Here is a 21534-nt window from a genome sequence, read left to right on the forward strand (position 1 = left end):
GATGATAAGAATCATTCAAAGTGAATGGCAACGGATGTGGGCGAGAAAAAAGACCAAGGTCCTGCTGTTTGGTTATCTGGGGTTGTTGTTACTGGTCTGTTGGTTCTTGTCTGTGTTCAGGATCTCCTTTTATGATCCGGCCCATGACGTTCCCCTCAACTCACTCAATACAGCCCCCTTTCTGTACCGGGAGCTGTCCTTTTTCCTGGTGTTCATCCTGGTGCCGCTGTTGGCGGTGGACAGCTTCAACGGGGAGGCCCGTTCCGGAGCGTTGCGGATGGCGTTGATCCGACCCCTTTCCCGGTGGAAGGTTTTGATGGCGAAGTGGGCGTTGCAAGGGATGGTGATGACGGGGTTGATGACGGTCACAATGTGGACGGGAATCCTGTTTGGGATGTGGATGATGCCGGAAGTGGACACCACCACTTTTTACAAGACGGAGGTGTTGGGTCCTTTAGGTGCGATGGGGTATATTCTTCGATATTATTCCTTGGGTCTGTTGATCCTGATGACAGTGAGCGGGGTGGCTCAGTGGTTCAGTCTGTGGATGCCCAATGCGGTCTTCTCCTACGGGGGCGTGATCGCATTTTTGATCGGTGGTATCTATATTTCCCCCCGGATGGAATTTTTACTGGGGGGTTCGGATTCGATCTTTAAACAGTTGGCTCCAAGCCCGGAAACGGATTTTATCGGGTTGGCTCTCGGATTTGTTATAATCAGTTTGACTTTCAGTTTTCTGGTTTGGACCCGGCGGGATTTCAAAAGTTAAAGGAGGAGCGGGATGGGGGAGACCATTCTGGTCGTGGATGATGAGCGGGCGATGGTGTCCATGATCCGGGAGGCCCTGGAAGATGAGGGATACCGGGTGCTAACCGCTTATGACGGCGAGAGCGTGTGGAGCATGTTGGATCAGAAACCGGATCTGATCCTGCTGGACATCATGATGCCCGGATTGGACGGAATCCAGGTGTGTCGTTGGATCCGGGATTCCGTCTCCTGTCCGATTCTGTTTTTGAGCGCCCGCCGGGAAGTGGAAGACCGGATTGAAGGTCTGGCTGTCGGCGGCGATGATTATATCACCAAACCCTTCAGTCTAAAGGAATTGGTGGCCCGGGTGGCGGCCCACCTGAGACGGGAACTGCGTTCTCCTGACCAAGAGAAGAGAGTGCTCCGCTTCGGCCGGTTGATCATCGATTTGAAAGCCTGTGAGGTGCGTTATGGAGACCGATTGCTTCCGATGACGGCCAAGGAGTTTGAGGTGGTTCGTTTTCTGGGGCTGCATGCCGGGCAGGTGTTTTCCAGAGAGCAGATTTATGAAGGAGTGTGGGGATTCGCAGAAGGGTCCGATGCGACGGTGACAGAACACATCAAAAAAATTCGGGCCAAGCTGGCCGCCGTGGACCCGGTGACGACCTATATTTCCACGGTCTGGGGGATCGGTTACCGATGGGAAAAAAAATGACGGACACACCCAAACCCCTCCGGCGTCAGTTTATCACTCAGGCGCTGTGGATTCTTTTTCTGAGTGCTCTGGCTTCCCTGGTTTTGTGGGTGGGCCTTTTTTTTCTTGTGACCCACCTGTTTCAGCCTGTCAATTATTACGAGAAAAAAATCCCGTCGATCATTCGATTGGCGGATCAGGAAGGGGGTGCCCTCCTCGACCCGGCGTTGCGCTCCCGGCTGGAAGAGATCGTTCCCCGTGAAGGAATTCTGTATCGGGTGGTTCCCTTGGCGGGGGGCACCGGTTACGGGACCCTGTCAGAGGGGGAGGTTCCCAAGAGGACGGAACTGATCCGTAATCTGAACCAATCTGACCAAAGGAATGGATATATTTATGTTTATCATCCCTTGGTAGATTCAGAGGAAGGATTGATGGGAGTGTTGCTCCTGCGCTACGCTCTCTCCCTCGTGGCCAGCAATCCCACCAAAGGGCCGCTCGCCATCGCTTTTGCAGTGGGATTCATGGCTGTTCCCTTTGTCTGTCTCGCAGGTTTTTCATTTTGGTTCGGACGCCGGTTGGAGAAAAGACTCACTCCCGCTGTCCACCTTTTGATGGATGGGGCTGAAAAAATAGAGAAGTCGGATCTCGACTTTACCTTGGGGCAAGTGGGTGGCTCCCGGGAGCTGGCAGCGATTGGTTCGGCTTTTGAGAGGATGCGCTTCGCTTTACGTTCTTCTCTGGAGAAGCAATGGCGTATTGAACAATCCCGGCGGGATATGGTGGCCGCCCTCGCTCACGATTTGTTCACTCCGTTGACCCTGATTCAAGGGCACGCGGAACAGTTGTCCAAAGGGCAAGGCCACGATGAGGAGCGGAAGCGACGGTATGTGGAGACGATCCACACCAATGCCGACCGGGCGATCCGATTGTTGGAGGAGATGCAGGAGGCGACCCGTCTGGAGTTGCCCACCTTCGTCCTGCACGGGGTTCCTGTAGAGGCAGGGGCCTTCCTGAAACAGAAACGGGATGAATATACCACACTCTGTGTGATGAGGGAGATCCAGTTGCAAACGGAGTTTCGGGATGAGCGGAAGGACCGGCAACAACTCTTTCACCTCGATGAACGAAGATTGTCTCAAGTGTTGGACAACCTGATGGCCAATGCAATGCGGTATACACCTGCCGGTGGTGTCATAAAATGGCGATGCTTGATACGGGAAGGAAGCCTGGAAATGGAGATCGCCGATTCGGGACCGGGCCTGTCGGAAAAGGATCTTCGCTTTTTATTCGATAAATTTTACCGGGGTGATCCAGCTCGCTCCCTGGATCAAGGCCATGCAGGCCTCGGCATGTTTATCGTCAAGACCCTGGTTGAAAAACACGGCGGCTGGATCACCGCCGGCAATATGCCCCAAGGGGGTGCCTGTTTCCGTTTCCGGATCAGGGAGTTGGACGGAGAAAGGGTATAAAGGCAGGCTTTTCGCGCTGCCTGCCTGTATGATAGATACATGTGAGTTCCTCCGATTGCGGGGGATTTTTTTATGTGATTCGGCTCAGGTTTTGGTACCATTAGAAGTGTTGTGATTTAGTCTGTTTTCAGACGATCGGGATTGGGTTTTCCACTGCGTTGCGTTGTTCTGACGAGCCAAAGGCACTCCGTGGAATCCTAACCCTCCCTTTGATGGACTTTTTCACCACGCTTTTCAAATGGCAGACATAGCCTTGAGGAGATCGACTGTCATATTTGTGTGCTTTTTTGCTGACTCGTGATCATAGGGATATCATAAGGCATGGTTTTGGATAAAAGTGATAAAGGGGACTATCATTGAATGACGATATTCAAGGAGTTATTTCAAAACCAGGGGATCAGAAGGTTTTTGGTCTTGGTGATCTTGGTGCTTTTCCTTCTGGCATTCAAAAGCATGCTGAATATGATGCTGATCACATTTATCATCGCCTATTTGATGAACCGTATCAGCACCTATCTGACGGGACGGCTTCAGAATGTCATCCGGGTGGGCCAAAGGGCAGTGGCTGTGGGGCTGTATATTTTCCTGCTGACGCTGATGTCAATCGCCATCTATTATTATATTCCGAAGCTGGTTGCCGAGTTGCAGGAACTGGTCCAACAATTGATATCATTTTATAAGAAACCGGCTTTCACCGGCAATAATCAAGTTTTCAAATATGTGATGGATTCACTGCAGGAAATGGATCTGGCCCATTATATCAATCAGAGTCTGGACTTTCTCGTGAAACGGATTTCCGATATCGGGAAATGGAGTCTCAATTTTTTCATCGCGGTGATTCTCAGCTTTTTCTTCTTGATGGAGAAAGAAAAGGTACGCCGTTTTATTTCCAATATGAAGCGGAGTAAAGCGGGTTGGTTTTTTCGGGAACTGGAGAGTTTCGGGGGGAAATTTCTTCAGTCCTTCGGCAAAGTGATTGAAGTGCAATTTATGATCGCAACAGTGAACTGTATTTTGTCCACTCTGTTGTTATGGTTGATGGGATTTCCCCATTTAATCGTTTTGGCCGTGATGATTTTCGTGCTGGGTCTCATTCCTGTCGCCGGAGTGATTATTTCCCTGATCCCACTCTGTGTCATCGCCTTTAAAATCGGAGGGATCATCAAAGTGGTGTATGTCATTTTGATGATTGTGCTTCTGCATGCCTTTGAAGCATATTTTCTCAACCCGAAATTCATGTCCTCCAAAACCCATCTGCCTGTTTTTTTCACCTTGTCGATTCTGATCGCCTCTGAGCATTTATACGGTGTATGGGGGTTGATTCTCGGCATTCCGATTTTTATCTTCTTGTTGGATTTGTTTGAGGTGCCTATGGTCGACGGGAAGAAAGAAGGTTGATTCTGGCGCCGGCATTTTTCAGAAAACACTCGATTCTGCAGGTGATTTGGATCCGTTTTTTCACTGAAATCTGATGGATTCATGAAAGGCATTAGGCTCCCTTTTGTGGGAGCTTTTTATTGTTCTTCCGTTACTGCAAATCCATCAGAAGTGTTGTGATTCAGTGTTTTCGAGTCGGTCGGAATCGGATTTTCCATTCCTCGCCCGGCTTCATGTGAAACCCAAACTTCCGGGTGACGCACTTTTCACAACACTAATGTGGGAAGTCAGGTTCAACAACCGCCTGCTGGATCAAAATCACACCTGTTATATCACAAGGGAGCCGCTCTTTTCGGGGTTGAATCCCTTTTTACAGTTTAAATGGCTAATAAAAAAGGTTTTTTGTAAAGAGGGGAAAAAGTCTTGTCAATTTCAGCATCTCTGTTATATAATACAACACAAGTTAGTTAGTCTGTATCTTAACAGAAGCTCACCCGCAAAGGAGTGACTCCCGTGAACGCACAAACCCATTCCATCCCGGGGGATGTGAAGATCAAGGGAAGGATGACCGATGAATTCAAGGAGATTCTGACTCCCGGGGCGCTGGAATTTGTGGCGAAGCTCGCCCGGAATTTTACGGATCGCCGGGACACCCTGTTACATAACAGGGGACAACGTCAGAAAAAGCTCGACGCAGGTGAAAAATTGGATTTTCTGAAGGAAACAGAAGAGATTCGCAACAGTTCTTGGTCGATCGATCCGCTTCCTCATGACTTGCGGGATCGGCGGGTGGAAATCACCGGCCCCGCCTCCGATCGGAAGATGGTGATCAATGCCCTTAACTCCGGCGCCAAGGTTTTTATGGCAGACTTTGAAGATGCCAACACTCCAACTTGGGAGAATTGTATCCGGGGCCAAATCAATATGCGGGATGCCATCAACAGGAACATCGATTTTACAGAACCCCGGGGAAAAAGGTACGAGCTGAAGGAAAAGACGGCCGTGCTGGTGATCCGCCCGAGGGGGCTCCATTTGGATGAGAAGCATGTCACCGTGGACGGACGGCCGGTTCCGGGAGGCTTCTTTGATTTTGGACTCTACTTCTATCACAACGCAAAAACATTGCTTAAAAAAGGATCCGGTCCTTATTTATATCTTCCGAAATTGGAAAGCCATCTGGAAGCCCGTCTGTGGAATGAACTCTTTGTCTTTGCCCAGAAGGAGCTGAAGATCGCCCAGGGAACCATCAAAGCGACGGTTTTGATTGAAACCATCACTGCCGCCTTTGAGATGGACGAAATCCTGTATGAGCTGCGGGAACACTCCGCGGGTCTCAACTGCGGTCGCTGGGATTATATTTTCAGTTTTATCAAGCGCTTCTCCCGCCACCCCGAGGTAATTCTGCCTGATCGGTCCCGGGTGACGATGACGGTGCCTTTTATGCGGGCTTACACCCTGCTGGCAGTGAAGACCTGTCACAAGCGGAAGGCTCCCTGCATCGGAGGAATGGCGGCCCAAATTCCGGTGAAGAACGATCCGGAGAAGAATGAAGTTGCCCTCTCCAAGGTTCGGGCAGATAAAGAGCGGGAGGCACTGGATGGTCATGACGGAAGTTGGGTGGCTCATCCGGCCCTGGTGCCAGTCGCCATGGAAGTATTTGACAGACACATGTTGCAGCAAAACCAGATCGATAAAAAGCGTGAGGATGTGGAAGTGACCGCCGCAGATCTCCAAGAGGTTCCCGAAGGTCCAATCACCGAAGACGGACTGCGCGAAAATGTGAGCGTCGGACTGCAGTACATCGAAGCTTGGCTCCGGGGCTTCGGTGCAGTGGGGATCAACCACCTGATGGAAGATGCGGCGACGGCGGAAATCTCCCGCGCCCAGATCTGGCAATGGATTCGCCACCCCGAAGGGAAGTTGGAGGACGGCCGTAAGGTGACGGTGGAACTGTTCCGGCAAACCCTGGAGGAAGAGCTGGTCAAAATCGAGGCTGCGATCGGAAAAGAACGTTTTGCCGCCGGTCGTTTCCAGGAAGCGAAAGAGCTTTTTGACAAGCTGACCGTTTCAGACGAATTCGTTGAATTTTTGACTTTGCCGGGGTATGAATTGCTTTGACCTGACAGCACGGATGATTTAATCATGATCAATCCAAAAGGAGAGATGGAGAATGACTTACCAAGAGGAAGCCAGAAAGCTGAAGGAAGCCTGGGAGAAGGAAGCTCGTTGGCAGGGGATTGAACGCCCCTACAGCGCAGAGGATGTACTGAAGCTCAGAGGATCGGTTCAGATTGAGTATACGCTGGCCCGTCGCGGCGCGGAAAAGTTGTGGAAGTTGCTTCATGAGGAGCATCATGTGAAAGCCCTAGGTGCTTTGACCGGGAATCAGGCGGTGCAGCAAGTGAAGGCCGGTCTGAAGGCGATCTACCTCTCTGGATGGCAAGTGGCCGCTGATGCCAACCTGGCGGGACAGATGTATCCGGACCAAAGTTTATATCCGGCCAACAGTGTTCCCCATGTGGTGAAGCGGATCAACCAGGCCCTGCAACGTGCGGATCAGATCGAACATGCCGAAGGAGGCGCCAAACGGGACTGGTTTGCGCCGATCGTGGCTGACGCCGAGGCCGGGTTTGGCGGACCGCTCAATGTGTTTGAACTGATGAAGGGCATGATTGAAGCCGGTGCCGCAGGGGTTCACTTCGAGGATCAACTCGCCTCGGAAAAGAAGTGCGGCCATTTGGGAGGAAAAGTGTTGATCCCTACTGCTCAGGCGATCCGCAATCTGGTTTCCGCCCGTCTGGCAGCTGACGTGATGGGAGTACCCACTCTCCTGGTGGCCCGCACCGATGCCAATGCCGCGGAAATGATCACCAGTGACGTCGATCCCCGGGATCATAAATTCCTCACTGGAGAGCGGACTTCGGAAGGTTTCTTCCGCCAGCGGGCCGGTCTGGAAACGGCGATCGCCAGAGGGCTTGCCTATGCACCCTATGCCGATCTGATCTGGTGCGAAACCTCCACACCGGACCTGGAGGAAGCCCGTCGTTTTGCGGAAGCGATCCACGAGAAATTCCCAGGCAAGATGTTGGCGTACAATTGCTCTCCTTCCTTCAACTGGAAGAAACATTTGGATGACGATACTATTGCCCGTTTTCAAAATGAACTGGGTGAGATGGGTTATAAGTTCCAGTTCATCACGTTGGCAGGGTTTCATTCCCTCAACAACAGCATGTTTGAATTGGCTCACAGCTACAAAGACCAGGGAATGGCCGCCTACTCCATACTCCAGGAGCGGGAATTCTCCAATGAAGCGATCGGTTATACCGCCACCCGTCACCAGCGGGAGGTGGGAACCGGATATTTCGACGCCGTCTCCATGGTGATCTCCGGCGGCACCTCTTCCACCACCGCTCTCAAGGGATCGACAGAAGAAGAACAGTTCACCGCTGCCAAATGACGAAACAGTAAACCGACCGCCACTCCAAAGGGGTGGCGGTTTTCCCTTTGCTGATGTTATGCTGGATATAGACCTTTTTCCCTAGTGACGAACGGATGAAAATTCCATAGGATAGAGATGGGAATTCTTACTTTGATAAAGAGGTGTTTGGATTGCCGTTCAGATGGCTTGCTGTGATGATCGCGATCTCCGCGTTGGTTCTTGGTAGCGGTTGTTCTCTGGTAGCCAGGGAATGGATGGATCTCAACCAAAAACAGATCGCGGAACAGCAACAGGAAGTCAAGAAAGAGAAACAGCCGGATGAAGAAGATCCCGCCGGCGAGGAAGCTGAGCCGCAAGCTCCCACCAATTCCGGAGGGACGGATCCGCTGATTGATGGGAAAGAGTTGGAAGTCAGCAACATCACCATTTTGGCAGACGACAAGGATTGGGAAAAGGCGGACCATGGAACCGTGGATTCCAAACATGAATACACAGCGTTCACGCCGAATGGGGAATCTCCGGATCGGGCTGAGGAATTGTTGGGGGTTCACTATTTTGAGGGGTTGCAGAAACAGGCTACAGTTGCCCAAACCGCCATGTTGATGAGAAAGGGAATGGAGGAGGAAAGCAAGGGTACTCTGGAGTGGAAGGTCATCTCCCAAAGCCGGGAAGATCAGCTCGTTGGGTTGAAAGTCAAGGATCAGAACCAAGGGGAGATGGAAGGGTTTGCCCGCTTTTTCGCAACGGATGATGGAATTTATATGGTGATGTATCTGAGCGCTTACACCTTGAGCGATTCGGAAAGGGAACAATGGATGCATCTGCTGAAACAGGCTAATAACACAAATCTGACATTGTAAACCAAAAAGGGACCCTTCGGAGGAAGGGCCTTTTTTCCTTGGAGTGGCTAATACCATCACTTTTAGATTCGGGGGGGAGAGAAATGAATCGTCTGGCTGGCAGGGTTGCCATGGTGACAGGCGGCGGAAGAGGCATCGGCAGAAAGATTGTTGAAAGCTTCGCTAGGGAAGGGGCAAAAGTGTGCTTCATAGACATCCATGAGGAAGCATTGAGCGCAACGGAAACAGAGTTTCGGAAACAGGGTTTGGATGTGTTCGCCTGCATGGCCGATGTGACGAATCGAGCTCAGGTGGAAAAAACGGTGGATTCCATCATTGCACGATGGGGCAGGCTGGATATTCTGGTCAACAATGCGGGTCTGATCCGTGACAATCTGTTGTTCAAAATGACGGATGATGACTGGCACCAAGTGTTGAACGTTCATCTGACGGGCTCATTTTTGTGCAGTCAGATCGCGCAAACACAGATGGTGAAGCAAAATTATGGACGCATCATCCAACTTTCCTCCACCTCGGCACTGGGTAACCGGGGACAAGCCAATTATGCCGCGGTGAAAGCAGGGTTACAGGGATTCACCAAGACCTTGGCGATAGAGTTGGGAAGGTATGGAATCACCTGCAATGCGATTGCACCGGGCTTCATCGAAACCGATATGACCCGGGCGACGGCGGAGCGGATGGGCATCTCTTTTTCGGATTTCTCTGCTGAACTTGGAAAACAGATCCCTGTCGGCCGGATCGGCAAACCGGAGGATGTCGCTCATGCAGCTCTCTTCTTTGCTTCAGAAGAATCCTCCTTTATCAATGGACAGGTGCTCTATGTTGCCGGCGGTCCGGTGGGATGAGGGGCTATATGAATGGGGGAAGGTGCGATCCAACCCGAAATCAGGAGCCGGATCACTCCTTTAGACCGCGAATATCCTGCGCTCCGGGTGGCAGCAGGTCTTGATTCACCGGATGGGGATGTTTTGTCAGCCGGGTTTTGTGTTGATTTTCAATGGCGGACAAGGAGCCTTCGAGATTTGGCCCGTCATACCCTTTGGTATCTGGCTCAGGCCTGTCGGTTTTCTTTTGATCCAATTGAAACGCCTCCTTCATAAGGGAGGATTTCCTGGTGTAGGTGCAATATGCATGATTTTTAAGAGTTCAGTGGAGGAGATAGAATGACCATCAGGGAACTGACGACGGAAGCAGAATAGTGCCGGGCATATTCGGTCATGAAGGAACTTCGGACACACCTGGATCTGGAGACATTTCTCCAACTGGTACAGGAGATGAGGGAGGAGGGATACCGTCTCTTTGCCTTGGAAGAAGCCGAGGAGATCTAGGCGGTGACGGGAGTGACGATTCGGACAACTCTCTACTATGGGAAGCATCTGTTCGTCCATGATCTGGTGACCCGGGCAGATCATCGGTCCCGGGGCTGTGGGAGACAGCTGCTTTCTTGTGTAGAAGGATGGGGTCGAAGCCAAGGGTGCGGATCGCTGGTACTCACTTCCGGCCTGGTTCGCCGGGATGCTCATCGATTCTATCAGGAACGGATGGGGTATGACCGGGTTAGCTATGTGTTTCGGAAAATATTTTGATTCTGCTCCATGATTTTGTGGAATTTTTGGATCAAGAGTTTTCTTAATTACCCAAATTCGATTATAATCTGTGATGGTGATCACATGTATAAAAAGGATTTGGGGGTGCTCTTTTGTCTACCACCATTGGAATGACGTTGAGGAACCGGGCGGTGATGAGTCCAGAACTGGAAGCAGTCGTCACTGCGGAAGTTCGCTGGACCTACAGGGAATTTAATGAACGGGTGAACCGTCTGGCCCATTTCCTGTTGGAATGCGGAATCCGGAAAGGAGATCGGGTGGCACTATTGTGTCTGACGGACCATCCTTTTGCCACGATTTTCATGGCGACGGCCAAGATCGGGGCGATTGCTGTTCCTCTGAACTATCGGTTGCAACCGGCGGAATTGGAAGGGATTGTGGGGGACAGCAAGCCTAAAATTCTTTTCTACGACGGTGAATTTTCGGACCAGGTGAAAGGACTGGAATCGATAGATTCCTTGAAGCATTTGGTACAAGTGAGCTTTGGGGAGGAACTTCATCCGGATTACACCGTCATTTTTGGGAAATATCCGGTGACGGAAGCCGGGGTGGAAGTATTGCCGGAGGATCCCTTCTGTCTGACCTATACTTCCGGTACCACCGGAAAGCCGAAAGGGGTGATCACCACTCATGAGAATTGGTTCACCTCGTCGGTCAACACCTTTGTTCCCATGGGTTTTCGTTATGGGGACCGGTTCATGATCCCCACCCCCCTCTTTCACATCAGTGGGATCGTCATCTTGACCAGTTTGTCTATCGTGGGCTATACCTTGGTTTTAATGCCCCGTTTCCACCCTGTTCACGTCTGGGAATTGGCGGAGAAGGAACGGGTGACCCATATGTTTGCCGTGCCGGTGATGCTCAAATTCATGTTGCCAGCACTCATCGAAAGTGAGCGGGAAGTGGAGAGCCTGCGGGAGATTATCACCGGCGGTTCCCTTGTTCCCGTCGAACTGATCCAGCAGTATGAATCCTTGGGCTTCCCATTGACAGTGGTTTACGGAGCGAGCGAGTTCTCGGGGCTCGCCACTTTCTGGAATCAGGGAATGGGAGAGGAGAAGCGGGGATCCGTCGGGAAAATATTGATTGGTGAAATCAAGATCATCGACCCCGAGAGCGGGGAGGAACTGCCTGCAGGTGAGATTGGGGAAGTGTTGCTCAAGGGACCGCAGATGTTTAAAGGCTATTGGAACAACCCGGAGGAGACCCGCAAGGTGATTCGGGACGGCTGGTATCATACGGGGGATGCAGGAAAACTGGATCGGGACAGATTTCTCCATGTGGTGGATCGATACAAAGATGTGATCCATGTAAGCGGGGAAAAGGTCTTTCCGGTTCAGGTGGAGGCGGTGATTGGCGAGATCAAAGGCGTGTCGGAGGTGGCCGTAGTCGCGGTCAAAGACCGGATGTGGGGAGAGCTCTCCAGGGGTTATGTGGTGAAGCAGGCGGATGTAAATTTAACCGAGGAGGAGGTTCTCCAGTATACCCACTCCAAATTGGCCCGATATAAACTTTCTGAGGTGGTTTTTGTGGACGAGCTCCCCAAGAACAGCGTCGGAAAAGTGTTAAAGTACCGATTACGGGAGCAGGCGGATGCGGAAAAGGGAATTTCGGCTTCATAATGGATCAGCACGTGGCTTCTGCGGAAGCACGTGCTTTTTTGTGGTTCCCGGGGGAGAAAGGAAAAACGGGACTTCGTCTGTCCACAAAAAGAGCAGGACGGTACAATAAGAAAGGATAGATAATCGAGAAAGGGGAATTCCGTTGAAGGATAAAGAGAAGTTGAGTGACTGGATAAAAAGGATTCCATCGTTGGATGCAGAGGCACAAGAGTTGGCCCGGGTCCATATGGATCAGTTGACAAAACCCTTGGGGGCATTGGGGGAGCTGGAAACGATCTGGATTCGACTGGCGGGGATCACTGGGCAAATCCAGCCACAGATCGGGAATAAACGGGTGGCCGTCTTCTGCGGGGATCACGGAGTGACAGCGGAGGGAGTCAGTGCCTATCCTGCTGAAGTGACAGCCCTGATGATGGAAAATTTCAGCAGGGGCAAAGCGGCGGTTCATGTATTCGCCAGCCGTTGTGGAGCTCGAGTGACGGTGGTGGATGTGGGAAGCCGGTCAGAAAGCTTGCCGGATGGGGTCATGGACCGGAAGGTGCGCCAGGGTACGGCCAATATGGCTCAAGGTCCCGCCATGAGCAGGGAAGAGGCTCTTGAATCCATTCGCATCGGGATGGAAATCGCCGCGGATCTGAAGGAAGAGGGTGTGCAACTGGCGGCGACCGGAGAGATGGGAATCGGCAACACGACCCCTGCCGCCGCCGTGGCCAGTGTTCTGACCGGGAAACCGGTGGAGCGGGTGACCGGCCGAGGCACCGGTCTGGATGAGGCAGGGCTGCGGCGAAAGCAGGAGGTGATCCGCCGCAGTCTGGAGGTGAATCATCCGGACCCGATGGATCCTCTGGATGTCCTGGCCAAGGTGGGGGGGCTGGAGATAGGGGGGATGGCCGGCTTTGTTCTGGGAGCAGCCCGCCACCGCATGCCGGTGGTGTTGGACGGGGTGATCTCCACTGTGGCTGGATTGGTGGCAGTTCGGATCGCTCCACAGTCACGTCCGTATCTGTTTGCTTCCCATCTGTCAGTGGAGCCCGCTCATGGTGTATTGCTGGAAGAATTGGGTCTGCAGCCGCTGATCACAGCCGGAATGCGGTTGGGAGAGGGAAGCGGTGCAGTGCTCGCTTTTCCATTGTTTGATGCGGCAGAGACGGCGGCCCGGGAGATGGCCACGTTTTCGGAACTGGGATTGTGAAAATGAAATGCGGGGAAAGACGGGAGGAGTTCGACTCCCGTTTCCCGGACGCTTTCCCGACGGTGGAGATTTTTTTACGGTGGAGAGGATGTGATGACATGGATGGACTGGAGCGGTACGGTCACGGAGGGGATCGGTGGACTGCCGGGGAGCGCTTTGGTAAAGATCCGGACTCTTTTCTCGACTTCAGTGCCAATATCAATCCCCTGGGGCCACCGTCTCAGGTGGTGGATTCCCTGAAAAAAGCATTGTCGGAGACGAATCTGCCGGTGATTTCCCGATATCCCGATCCCATCTGCCGTGGACTGACCCATCAGCTGGCCCGGCGGTTGGGTGTAACTCCGGAAGAAGTCCTGATTGGAAACGGCGGAGCGGAATTGATCGATGGGATCCATTCGGTGGTAGCTCCTCGGCGGGTGGGGGTAATTCATCCCTCCTTTATTGAATATGAGAGGGCGGCTAGCAAACGGGGGCTGGAGATTCTTCCATTGAAAACCGGCTGGGAAAGGAGATTTCTCCCCGAGAGGGGGGAACTGTTGGACTGGATCCGGGAGGTGGATCTGGCTTGGGTGGGCCATCCCAACAATCCATCAGGCACCCTGTTGTCTCTGGAGGATCTGGCCGCCGCTGCTGAAGAAGCCGCCCGGTGGGAAACTGTACTGGCGGTGGATGAGGCCTTCCTCGATTTTCTGCCGGAGCCGGGGGAAGCCAGCTTGCTACCGCAGTTGCGGGAGTTTCCGACGACGATCCTGTTTCGGTCCATGACCAAATTTTATGCTTTGCCGGGGTTGCGGTTGGGGTATGCTGTCGCCTCCGAAGAGTGGATTCGTCGGTTGAGGCGACGGCAGGCCTCCTGGAGTGTCAACGGTTTGGCTCAGTTGGCGGGAGAGGCGGCACTTCAGGATCGGGAGTTTGAAGAGAAGACCCGGGCCTGGCTGGCGGCGGAACGTCCCTTTCTGTTGGAGGGTCTTCACACTCTTCCACAGGTAGAAGTGCTTCCGGGAGAGGTCAATTACCTTTTGTTCCGGTTGGAGCTGTCCGATGCGGGGTCGGAGCCTCCTTCCCTCTGGTTGCAGCGGAAGTTGGGAGAGCGGGGAATCATGATCCGGGACGGAGCCACTTTTCCGGGGTTGGACGGCCGCTATGTTCGGGTGGCAGTCCGGAGTCGGAAGGAGAATCGGCGGTTGCTGGAGATATTGTCAGAGGTCCTTTCCTCTGCGGGAGGGACCCCGCTGTGATCCGGCTGGTGACAGGTGGCGTCCGTTCCGGGAAGAGTCGCTTTGCCGAGGAATTGGCAGAGGGAATCGGCAAGAGGATTTTGTATGTAGCCACGGGAGTGGTGACCGATGAGGAGATGGAGAGGCGGGTGCGTCGTCATCGGGAGCGCCGGCCGAGGGAGTGGGGGCTGGCGGAGGAGCCGCTGCATCTGGTTCGGGCGCTCACCGGGCCGCAAGAGATGGATGCAATCCTAGTGGACTGCCTTTCCACCTGGGTGGCCAATCGCCTGATGCAGTTGCCGGAAGAGGACTGGGAACAGAGGCGGTACTCTTTTGAAAGAGAAATGGAAGAGGAGATGGAGCGGGTGTTGGATGTGTTGACTGGGCGGGAAGCGGTGCTGGTCACCTCTGAAACCGGTCTGGGAGGCGTGGCGATGTCTCCCTTGGGCCGCCTTTTTCAAGATACACTGGGTGGTATCAACCAACAGGTAGCGCAACGGGCGGGGGAAGTCTGGATGGTGGTGTCTGGGGTGCCTTGGAAGGTGAAAGGATGAATGCTTTTTTTTCCGCTCTCTCCTTTCTGACTCGCATTCCCGTGCCGATCCGGCCCAACTCCCGGAGTTGGGCCTTAAGTGTCCGCTATTATCCTGCCGTGGGCCTGGTGATCGGCAGCATTTTGGCAGGCTTTGATTGGGCGGTGGCGGCCTGGTTTCCTTCTTGGGTGCGGGGCGTATTGATTCTCGGGCTATGGGTGTGGTTGACCGGTGGTCTGCACTTGGACGGATGGATGGACACTGCCGACGGATTCGGTTCTTACCGCCCGCGGGAACGCACCCTGGAGATCATGAAAGACAGTCGGGTGGGAGCTATGGGGGTGATTGCGGCAATCCTCCTCTTGTTACTGAAGGCATCTGCACTGGCTTCCACTCCCGGCCCTCTGTGGATTCCCCTGGTAGTCGCCCCGGTGTTCGGACGCTGGGCGTTGTTGCCGGCGATTCGCTTGTATCCCTACTTGACTCAGGATGGGATCGGGCGGGGGTTAAGAAATGGATTAACCCCCCTTTCCCTGGCGGCAGCCACAGCACTCACCCTCTTGGTCGCCGTGGGGAGTGCCGGGTTCCGAGGAGTGTGGTTTTTTGTCATCACACTGGTCTCGGTTCTCCTCTTTGGCAGGGCTGCCCGCAAACGGTTGGGGGGCTGGACCGGGGATATGTACGGAGCCTTGGTGGAGGCGACGGAAGCGGGAGTTCTCCTGCTTTGGTTGTTGCTGACGGAGGTGTCGGTATGATTCTGGTTTGGCTTCGCCACGGGGAAACCCGGTTCAACCGGGAGCAGCGTTATTGTGGCTGGTCGGATCCTCCTCTGAACCGGGTGGGGAGAGAGCAAGCGGAACAGGCGGCGGAAGCATTGTCCGGACTACGGGTCCAAAGGCTCTGGACCAGTGACCTTCTCCGTTGCCGCCAGACTGCAGAACCGTTTCCGAAGCGATTTCCGGGGGTGGAGGTGGAACCGACGTCCCACTTGCGGGAGCTGTCCTTCGGAGAGTGGGAAGGGTGGACCTATGATGAGATTCGCTCCCGGGCTCCGGAGAGGTTGCACCGTTGGCTTTCTGATCCGCACCGGGTCTCCCCACCAGGAGGAGAGACGTTAAGCGGAATGGAGTCCCGGTTGCAACGCTGGTTGGATCAGACGACCCGGGAACTGGTCCCGGGGGATGTGGGGGTGGCGGTCAGTCACGGGGGGCCGATACGCTGGTTTATCTCCCGGCATATAGAGGGGGAGCCGGGGATGTTCTGGGATCGTTCCATCCCCCACGGTGGAATCCTGGCGGCCGAATGGGAGCAGAAAAAATGGCGCGAGCTTTCCATTATTGGGCTGAAGAAAAGAGGGGACACAGAATGATTAGGATCAGGTTGCAGGGAACTGCATCGGAGCCCGGGGTCAACTCCCCTGATAGGGTTGGTTATCGATGGGATCTCCCGGTTTTCCCGGGAGAGAGGGGGAGAAAGGGATGAGGCCGATTGTTCGTCGTTTGTTTACTGAAGACAATCTGTTCCTTCACATGGAAAAAAGCCATCTTTGCCTCTCCTCCGCCACACCACTGGCGGTGCTCTCCAACGCTCCCGTGGGCGGTGGGAGGGGATATTGGCGGAATTTGGTGAATCGCCATGTAGACAAAGAATACCGGGAATCAGATCCGATGGGTGAGACCCGACGCTGGTTGGCGGAGAAAGGCTATGATCCAAAACAGACTCCGGCCATGCTGACAGCTGCCCGGGTGGAGGACGCATCCGTGATCAAAATGGGGGATCTCCTGGTACAGGTGGCTGCCATCGTCACCGCCGGTGTGGGCAATGCCGCCAGGATGGGATCTCCGGGACCGGTTTTCACCGAGGGGCCCAATCAGGGAACGATCAACATCATTCTGGTGGTGGACGGAAAGCTGACAGAGGGAGCGATGGTGAATACAGTGATCACCGTCACCGAGGCGAAAGCGGCAGCTCTTCAGGAACTGGATGTGAAGGATGGGGAGGGGCGGGTTGCCACGGGGACGACTACGGATGCGGTGATGATTGCTTCCACCCAGCGAGAAAGAGAGGGATATGTGCATGCCTATGCCGGTGCAGCCAGTCCTCTGGGACAGGCAGTGGGGCAGGCAGTGCGGGAAGCGGTACGGGAAGCGGTGCTTCGGGAGCGTCGGCGGAGATGATCCCGGCTTTCACTTTGCTTCTCGCTTGCGCTGTGGACAGTTTGGTGGGGGATCCACGCCATCTTCCCCATCCGGTGGTGGGAATGGGGTGGCTGATCACCCGGGTGGAAGGAATCCTGCGCCGGGTGATGGAAAGCCTTCGGGAAGGTTGGTCGATTCGTCTGCTTGGTTGCCTTCTTCCCGCTACTGTATTGGGAACGGTCTATACTGTTTCTTATTTCCTGTTGGCCGGAGTGGAGTCTTTTTCCTGGTGGGCTGCCCGCCTGCTGGAGGTGTGGATGATCTCCACCACCATCGCTGTGAAAGGGTTGGCGGATGCGGGTCGTGGGATTTTTCACGCATTGGAAGAAGGGGACCTGCCGGGAGCCCGGAGAGCGTTGTCCATGGTGGTCGGACGGGATACGGATCAACTGGAGGAACCCGAAGTGGTTCGGGGGGCGGTGGAGACCGTGGCGGAAAATATTGTGGACGCCGTCACTTCTCCCCTCTTCTATGCCGCCCTGGGAGGTGCGCCTTTGGCATTGGCCTATCGGGCCGTCAACACCTTGGACTCCATGGTGGGGTACAAGGATGAACAGTATCGGGATCTGGGCTGGGCTTCCGCCCGGTTGGACGATCTGGCCAACTGGGTGCCGGCCCGCCTCACCATCTTGCCGATGCTGGCAGCCCTCGCCCTGAAAGGTCACTCCGCCCGACGAGCCTGGCGAATACTTCAAAGGGATGCCAGAAAACATCCCAGTCCCAACAGCGGGATCACTGAGTCCCTGATGGCGGGCGGACTGGGGATTCAACTGGGAGGGGAAAACCGTTATCGCGGAATTCTTTCCCGCAGAGCCACCCTGGGGGATTCCCTGTGCCCGAAGACCCCGGACAACATCAGGGAGGCTGTCGGGGTATTGATTCTTTGCAGCTGGCTTTTTGCCTGGGCGGCAGCCTTTTTCTGTTACACTGTAGAAGCATTGTGAAAAAGCTGTTCACAAGGAGGGGTGGGTTTTAAATGAAGTGATTTTGGATCCGCAAGAACAACGAGAAAGTCATGTGAAACCCTGTCCCGACCAATCGGCCAGCACTGCATAACGCATCTAGGTTGAAGAAGGGATGCACTGGTGCTGCTCCCGTCGCTCATCCGGTGCCATCCGATCCAGGAGGTGCATGTGATTTGAACAGGAATCCGTTAGTCACTCCGGAATGGTTGTATGAACATCTGAAAGACCCTGATCTGGTGGTGGTGGACTGCCGGTTCGACCTGACTCGTCCCCAGTCCGGAAAAGAGGGGTATCGCAGGAACCATATACCCGGGGCATTGTATTTGGATCTGGAAAAGGATCTGTCTGCTCCGGTTGGGATTCACGGGGGGCGCCACCCCCTGCCGGATGTGGATCGGTTTGCGGATCGGCTGGGGGAGGTGGGGATCGACCGCCGCCGGACTGTCGTCGCTTATGATGATCAGGGAGGGGCGATGGCCGCCCGTCTCTGGTGGATGTTGCGGTGTCTCGGGCATGAGGCGGTGTTTGTCCTCAACGGAGGCTACACGGCCTGGACAGAGATGGGGTATCCGGTGAATGACGAAGTTCCCCGGCCGGAGCCCACCCGGTTTGTACCCAATCCAAACAGGGATCTTCTGGTGGGGATGGAAGAAGTGAAAGCCTGGGACGGCTTGCTGATTGACTCCCGTGAGCCTGCCCGTTATGAAGGGAAAGCGGAGCCGATCGATGCCAAGGCGGGTCACATCCCGGGTGCGGTCAATCGCTTTTGGAAGGAGAACCTGGGGGAGGATGGACGTTGGAAAAACCCTGCTGAAATGAAAAAAGAATGGGCCTTCGCTTTGGGAAAACAAGCCATTGTCTATTGCGGATCCGGTGTCACTGCCTGTGCCAATCTACTTGCCCTTCACGCCGCCGGAATCACAGACGCCCGTCTTTACGCAGGCAGCTGGAGCGACTGGATCAGTTACGAACAGAATCCGGTGGCGACGGGAAAAGAAAATAACATCAGCGACTGATTAATAAGAGAATGGAAGTCGATCAGGGAGTCGTGTACAGTCGTAGCGAGAGCGGGAGCGAAGAGAACCAGGCGAAACTGGTGCCTATAGGTGCAAGGGTCGCGGGGTAGAACAGGACTATCCCAAAATATGGTGACCAACACGCTTATGGAATCAGGAAAATCCATCCCTTCGACGAAATAACTATGAAACAAGTGAAGAAAAAGATCAAATCCTCCCGACAGGGAGGTTTTTTGGCTCACAGGGCTTGTTTAACTCTTGTTTATCTTCTGTTTTGCTGTCGTTCACTCTTCCTTGCTATTCTCTTTTCTGAGTGGCTGGAAGGGGGAAAAACGAAGATGAAGCCCTTGGAGATTGGTTTGTTTGTTGTCACAAGCATTATATTGTACGGATCTGTTTTCGGTTGGTTGAGGGGGAGAAAGTGGTTTGGTTTTGCTGCGTCGGGAGTCGTTTTTTTGGTTTTTCATGTGGTTGTCGATGGGGTCAGGGTGCAAATGATTCCATTGTATATGCTGTTTGCGGTATGCGGGCTCAGCTTTTGGGTCCGTCGGGTTCGGGGGAGGGGGTTGAATCAGGACACCAAGCCGAAAAGGTGGAAGTGGATCATCGTAGGAACTGCGGGAACCTTGGCGTTGGCTATTGCGCTGATCGTACCCTTGTATTTGCTTCCCATCGTGAAATTGGAAGAGCCGACAGGGCCTTATGCGGTGGGCAGGACCGATTACCATTGGGTGGATGAGCAGCGGGCGGAGGGTTTTACCACCGACCCCGACGATCACAGAGAAATCATGGTGCGGGCATGGTATCCTGCGGAGCTGACGAAAAAAGCAAAAAAAGCATCCTATGCCTATGAAGCGGAGGAAGCCAGGTTGGTGGAAAGTTCTCAACCGTTCTATATTCGGGCAGTGCTCCGTTCCGTTTTTCAGGGGAAAAATCACTCCTATGCGGAGGTTCCTGTGGCAGAGGGGGAAGAAGAATATCCGGTATTGATTTTTTCATCTGGGTATGGTTTGTCCAATTTTATGTATGCGAATCAGGCTGAGGAGCTGGCGAGTCACGGTTATATCGTTTTTGGTATAGAACATCCGTACTACACGCTTCTCCCAACGGTTTTTCCCGATGGTCGGATCACAGAGGGGATGGTGGAGTTTACTGATGATTGGAAGTCCATGGATGAACACATGAAGGTGTGGGTGGAGGATGTACGATTTGCGATCGGAAAATTGAAGGAACTGAATCAACGGGACCCGCAAGGTTGGATGACGGGAAGGCTGGATTTGGAACGAATCGGCATGTTCGGCCATTCCTTTGGAGGGGCGGCCACCGTTCAGGTGATGGATCAGGATCTCCGGATCCGGGCGGGGGTGAATATGGACGGGTTCCCGGCCGGAGCTGTTATAGAGGATGGGTTGCAGAATCCTTTTCTGTTTATGATTTCTTCAGATCTCAAAAGGCTGGAGGTGGAGCAAGTATCAAAGAAGGGATTCGACCCCGCTGGAGAAGAGTACATGAAAAGAAAAAAGGGAATATTGAAAAATGGCGGAACTGAAGTGGTAATCGCGAAGTCAGATCATATGAGCTTCTCCGATGCGATGTTATACTCACCGCTTCTCGGTAAACGGGATCTTTCCATACTGCGTGAGATCAATCAAGAGCTGTTGCAGTTTTTTGATGAATACGTCAAGGGAGCCCCGTCAGAACGTAAATCATCCAACCTCCCGATCGGGAGGTTTTTTCATATGGAACTGAAGGCTCTGTTATGGGACCCGGACTTGACAAACATATACCTATAGGGGTATATTGACCATGGAACCTTTTTTCACAAAGGGGGTTGTGGAATGAAAGCCGATTTGACTGTTGATGCCAAAGGACTCTCCTGTCCCATGCCCTTGGTGCGGGCCAAAAAAGGGATGGATCAATTAAATTCCGGCGACGTGCTGGAGTTGATCAGCACTGATCCGGGTTCAAAAAATGATTTTAAGGCCTGGGTTCAGACTGCTGGCCATGAACTGATCGATATTTATGAAGCGGACGGGGTCTACACCATCTATGTAAAGAAAAAGTAAAGGGGGGATTTCATATGACCGAAGAACAAAACAACACGACCCTGGTGGTGTTCAGTGGTGATTTGGACAAGGCGATTGCCAGCTTCATCATTGCCACCGGGGCGGCTGCCATGGGCGGCAAGGTGACGATGTTCTTCACTTTCTGGGGTCTGAATATTCTTCGGAAAGAGAATTACACCTCATCCAAGAAAAAGGATTTTATGGAAAAGATGTTCGGAAAGATGATGCCCAAAGGACCCAGTAAACTGGGAATTTCCAAGATGAACATGGGCGGAATGGGCTCCAAAATGATGAAAAAAGTGATGGAGAAGAAAAACATCTCCACCCTGCCGGAACTCATGGAAATGGCCAAGGAGTTGGATGTCAACATAGTCGCCTGCACGATGTCCATGGATGTGCTGGGGATCGGAAAAGATGAACTGATCGACGGCATCGACTACGGTGGAGTGGCTGCTTACCTGGGTGATGCCTATGAAGCCAAAGTCAACCTCTTTATCTAAATAAACAGGGCCTGGGGATGGAGATCCTCAGG

Annotated in this window: 22 protein-coding genes; 21 read left to right on the forward strand and 1 reads right to left on the reverse strand. The window is 53.5% G+C overall.

Going from position 1 to position 21534, the window contains the following annotated elements; all coding sequences use genetic code 11:
* Position 1: 1 nt before the first annotated feature.
* From IEV46_RS07150 to fabG, 8 genes are all read left to right on the forward strand, one after another.
* Entirely contained in the window at positions 2–769 is a 768-nt protein-coding gene (locus tag IEV46_RS07150) for an ABC transporter permease (RefSeq protein ID WP_188431425.1), read from the forward strand.
* A 12-nt stretch (positions 770–781) separates the two neighbouring features.
* A complete protein-coding gene (locus IEV46_RS07155) occupies positions 782–1462 on the forward strand; it encodes a response regulator transcription factor (RefSeq protein ID WP_188431427.1) in 681 nt (226 codons plus the stop codon).
* Positions 1447–2910: a sensor histidine kinase gene (locus IEV46_RS07160; RefSeq protein WP_188431429.1), complete on the forward strand. Its 1464-nt coding sequence runs from the start codon at positions 1447–1449 to the stop codon at positions 2908–2910. Before IEV46_RS07155 ends, IEV46_RS07160 begins: the two co-directional genes overlap by 16 nt.
* Positions 2911–3270: 360 nt before the next feature.
* Positions 3271–4308, forward strand: coding sequence for an AI-2E family transporter (locus IEV46_RS07165; RefSeq protein ID WP_188431430.1), 1038 nt, complete (start codon positions 3271–3273; stop codon positions 4306–4308).
* A gap of 543 nt (positions 4309–4851) precedes the next feature.
* Positions 4852–6405 carry a malate synthase A gene (aceB, locus tag IEV46_RS07170; protein ID WP_229735991.1) on the forward strand — a complete coding sequence of 518 codons (1554 nt, stop codon included), beginning with the start codon at positions 4852–4854 and terminating at the stop codon, positions 6403–6405.
* 52 nt (positions 6406–6457) lie between these two features.
* Positions 6458–7744: an isocitrate lyase gene (gene aceA / locus IEV46_RS07175; RefSeq protein ID WP_188431432.1), complete on the forward strand. Its 1287-nt coding sequence runs from the start codon at positions 6458–6460 to the stop codon at positions 7742–7744.
* A 152-nt stretch (positions 7745–7896) separates the two neighbouring features.
* On the forward strand, positions 7897–8586 hold the full coding sequence (locus tag IEV46_RS07180) for a hypothetical protein (protein ID WP_188431433.1): 690 nt from the start codon (positions 7897–7899) through the stop codon (positions 8584–8586).
* Between the two features lie 83 nt (positions 8587–8669).
* The gene (gene fabG / locus IEV46_RS07185) at positions 8670–9431 is read left to right on the forward strand and encodes a 3-oxoacyl-ACP reductase FabG (RefSeq protein WP_188431435.1); all 762 of its coding nucleotides are present in this window, start codon (positions 8670–8672) and stop codon (positions 9429–9431) included.
* A gap of 52 nt (positions 9432–9483) precedes the next feature.
* On the opposite strand, the gene IEV46_RS07190 is transcribed toward fabG, so the two are convergent.
* Complete coding sequence (locus IEV46_RS07190; RefSeq protein ID WP_188431437.1) at positions 9484–9666, reverse strand: hypothetical protein; 183 nt, start codon at positions 9664–9666, stop codon at positions 9484–9486.
* A gap of 251 nt (positions 9667–9917) precedes the next feature.
* On the opposite strand from IEV46_RS07190, the gene IEV46_RS07195 reads away from it, so the two are divergent.
* The 13 genes from IEV46_RS07195 (at position 9918) to IEV46_RS07255 (ending at position 21502) form a co-directional block, all read left to right on the forward strand.
* Positions 9918–10172 (forward strand): GNAT family N-acetyltransferase, encoded by a 255-nt coding sequence (locus IEV46_RS07195; protein ID WP_373284571.1) that lies wholly within the window; start codon positions 9918–9920, stop codon positions 10170–10172.
* Between the two features lie 113 nt (positions 10173–10285).
* The gene (locus IEV46_RS07200) at positions 10286–11815 is read left to right on the forward strand and encodes a class I adenylate-forming enzyme family protein (RefSeq protein WP_188431439.1); all 1530 of its coding nucleotides are present in this window, start codon (positions 10286–10288) and stop codon (positions 11813–11815) included.
* A 142-nt stretch (positions 11816–11957) separates the two neighbouring features.
* A complete protein-coding gene (cobT, locus tag IEV46_RS07205; protein ID WP_188431441.1) occupies positions 11958–13007 on the forward strand; it encodes a nicotinate-nucleotide--dimethylbenzimidazole phosphoribosyltransferase in 1050 nt (349 codons plus the stop codon).
* 98 nt (positions 13008–13105) lie between these two features.
* The gene (gene cobD / locus IEV46_RS07210) at positions 13106–14245 is read left to right on the forward strand and encodes a threonine-phosphate decarboxylase CobD (protein ID WP_188431443.1); all 1140 of its coding nucleotides are present in this window, start codon (positions 13106–13108) and stop codon (positions 14243–14245) included.
* Entirely contained in the window at positions 14242–14778 is a 537-nt protein-coding gene (gene cobU / locus IEV46_RS07215; RefSeq protein WP_188431445.1) for a bifunctional adenosylcobinamide kinase/adenosylcobinamide-phosphate guanylyltransferase, read from the forward strand. Before cobD ends, cobU begins: the two co-directional genes overlap by 4 nt.
* Entirely contained in the window at positions 14775–15512 is a 738-nt protein-coding gene (gene cobS, locus IEV46_RS07220; protein WP_188431447.1) for an adenosylcobinamide-GDP ribazoletransferase, read from the forward strand. The genes cobU and cobS overlap by 4 nt, the downstream gene beginning before the upstream one ends.
* On the forward strand, positions 15509–16126 hold the full coding sequence (locus IEV46_RS07225; protein ID WP_188431449.1) for a histidine phosphatase family protein: 618 nt from the start codon (positions 15509–15511) through the stop codon (positions 16124–16126). The genes cobS and IEV46_RS07225 overlap by 4 nt, the downstream gene beginning before the upstream one ends.
* Before the next feature lie 109 nt (positions 16127–16235).
* Positions 16236–16934 (forward strand): adenosylcobinamide amidohydrolase, encoded by a 699-nt coding sequence (locus IEV46_RS07230; protein WP_188431451.1) that lies wholly within the window; start codon positions 16236–16238, stop codon positions 16932–16934.
* Positions 16931–17899, forward strand: coding sequence for an adenosylcobinamide-phosphate synthase CbiB (cbiB, locus tag IEV46_RS07235; protein WP_188431453.1), 969 nt, complete (start codon positions 16931–16933; stop codon positions 17897–17899). The genes IEV46_RS07230 and cbiB overlap by 4 nt, the downstream gene beginning before the upstream one ends.
* A 194-nt stretch (positions 17900–18093) precedes the next feature.
* A complete protein-coding gene (locus tag IEV46_RS07240; protein ID WP_009711452.1) occupies positions 18094–18936 on the forward strand; it encodes a sulfurtransferase in 843 nt (280 codons plus the stop codon).
* A 338-nt stretch (positions 18937–19274) separates the two neighbouring features.
* The gene (locus IEV46_RS07245; RefSeq protein WP_188431455.1) at positions 19275–20729 is read left to right on the forward strand and encodes an alpha/beta hydrolase family protein; all 1455 of its coding nucleotides are present in this window, start codon (positions 19275–19277) and stop codon (positions 20727–20729) included.
* Between the two features lie 45 nt (positions 20730–20774).
* Positions 20775–21002, forward strand: a complete 228-nt coding sequence (locus tag IEV46_RS07250; RefSeq protein WP_009711454.1) for a sulfurtransferase TusA family protein — start codon at positions 20775–20777, stop codon at positions 21000–21002.
* 14 nt (positions 21003–21016) lie between these two features.
* On the forward strand, positions 21017–21502 hold the full coding sequence (locus tag IEV46_RS07255; protein WP_188431457.1) for a DsrE/DsrF/DrsH-like family protein: 486 nt from the start codon (positions 21017–21019) through the stop codon (positions 21500–21502).
* Positions 21503–21534 lie beyond the last annotated feature (32 nt).

The organism is Kroppenstedtia guangzhouensis (assembly GCF_014637345.1).
GTDB lineage: Bacteria > Bacillota > Bacilli > Thermoactinomycetales > DSM-45169 > Kroppenstedtia > Kroppenstedtia guangzhouensis.

Excerpts from the sequence above, each read along its gene's own strand:
- IEV46_RS07150 (WP_188431425.1), top strand. The coding sequence starts at position 2 with ATGATAAGAATCATTCAAAGTGAATGGCAACGGATGTGGGCGAGAAAA.
- IEV46_RS07155 (WP_188431427.1), top strand. The coding sequence starts at position 782 with ATGGGGGAGACCATTCTGGTCGTGGATGATGAGCGGGCGATGGTGTCC.
- IEV46_RS07160 (WP_188431429.1), top strand. The coding sequence starts at position 1,447 with ATGGGAAAAAAAATGACGGACACACCCAAACCCCTCCGGCGTCAGTTT.
- IEV46_RS07165 (WP_188431430.1), top strand. The coding sequence starts at position 3,271 with ATGACGATATTCAAGGAGTTATTTCAAAACCAGGGGATCAGAAGGTTT.
- aceB (WP_229735991.1), top strand. The coding sequence starts at position 4,852 with ATGACCGATGAATTCAAGGAGATTCTGACTCCCGGGGCGCTGGAATTT.
- aceA (WP_188431432.1), top strand. The coding sequence starts at position 6,458 with ATGACTTACCAAGAGGAAGCCAGAAAGCTGAAGGAAGCCTGGGAGAAG.
- fabG (WP_188431435.1), top strand. The coding sequence starts at position 8,670 with ATGAATCGTCTGGCTGGCAGGGTTGCCATGGTGACAGGCGGCGGAAGA.
- cobD (WP_188431443.1), top strand. The coding sequence starts at position 13,106 with ATGGATGGACTGGAGCGGTACGGTCACGGAGGGGATCGGTGGACTGCC.
- cobS (WP_188431447.1), top strand. The coding sequence starts at position 14,775 with ATGAATGCTTTTTTTTCCGCTCTCTCCTTTCTGACTCGCATTCCCGTG.
- IEV46_RS07225 (WP_188431449.1), top strand. The coding sequence starts at position 15,509 with ATGATTCTGGTTTGGCTTCGCCACGGGGAAACCCGGTTCAACCGGGAG.
- IEV46_RS07230 (WP_188431451.1), top strand. The coding sequence starts at position 16,236 with ATGAGGCCGATTGTTCGTCGTTTGTTTACTGAAGACAATCTGTTCCTT.
- cbiB (WP_188431453.1), top strand. The coding sequence starts at position 16,931 with ATGATCCCGGCTTTCACTTTGCTTCTCGCTTGCGCTGTGGACAGTTTG.
- IEV46_RS07245 (WP_188431455.1), top strand. The coding sequence starts at position 19,275 with ATGAAGCCCTTGGAGATTGGTTTGTTTGTTGTCACAAGCATTATATTG.
- IEV46_RS07250 (WP_009711454.1), top strand. The coding sequence starts at position 20,775 with ATGAAAGCCGATTTGACTGTTGATGCCAAAGGACTCTCCTGTCCCATG.
- IEV46_RS07255 (WP_188431457.1), top strand. The coding sequence starts at position 21,017 with ATGACCGAAGAACAAAACAACACGACCCTGGTGGTGTTCAGTGGTGAT.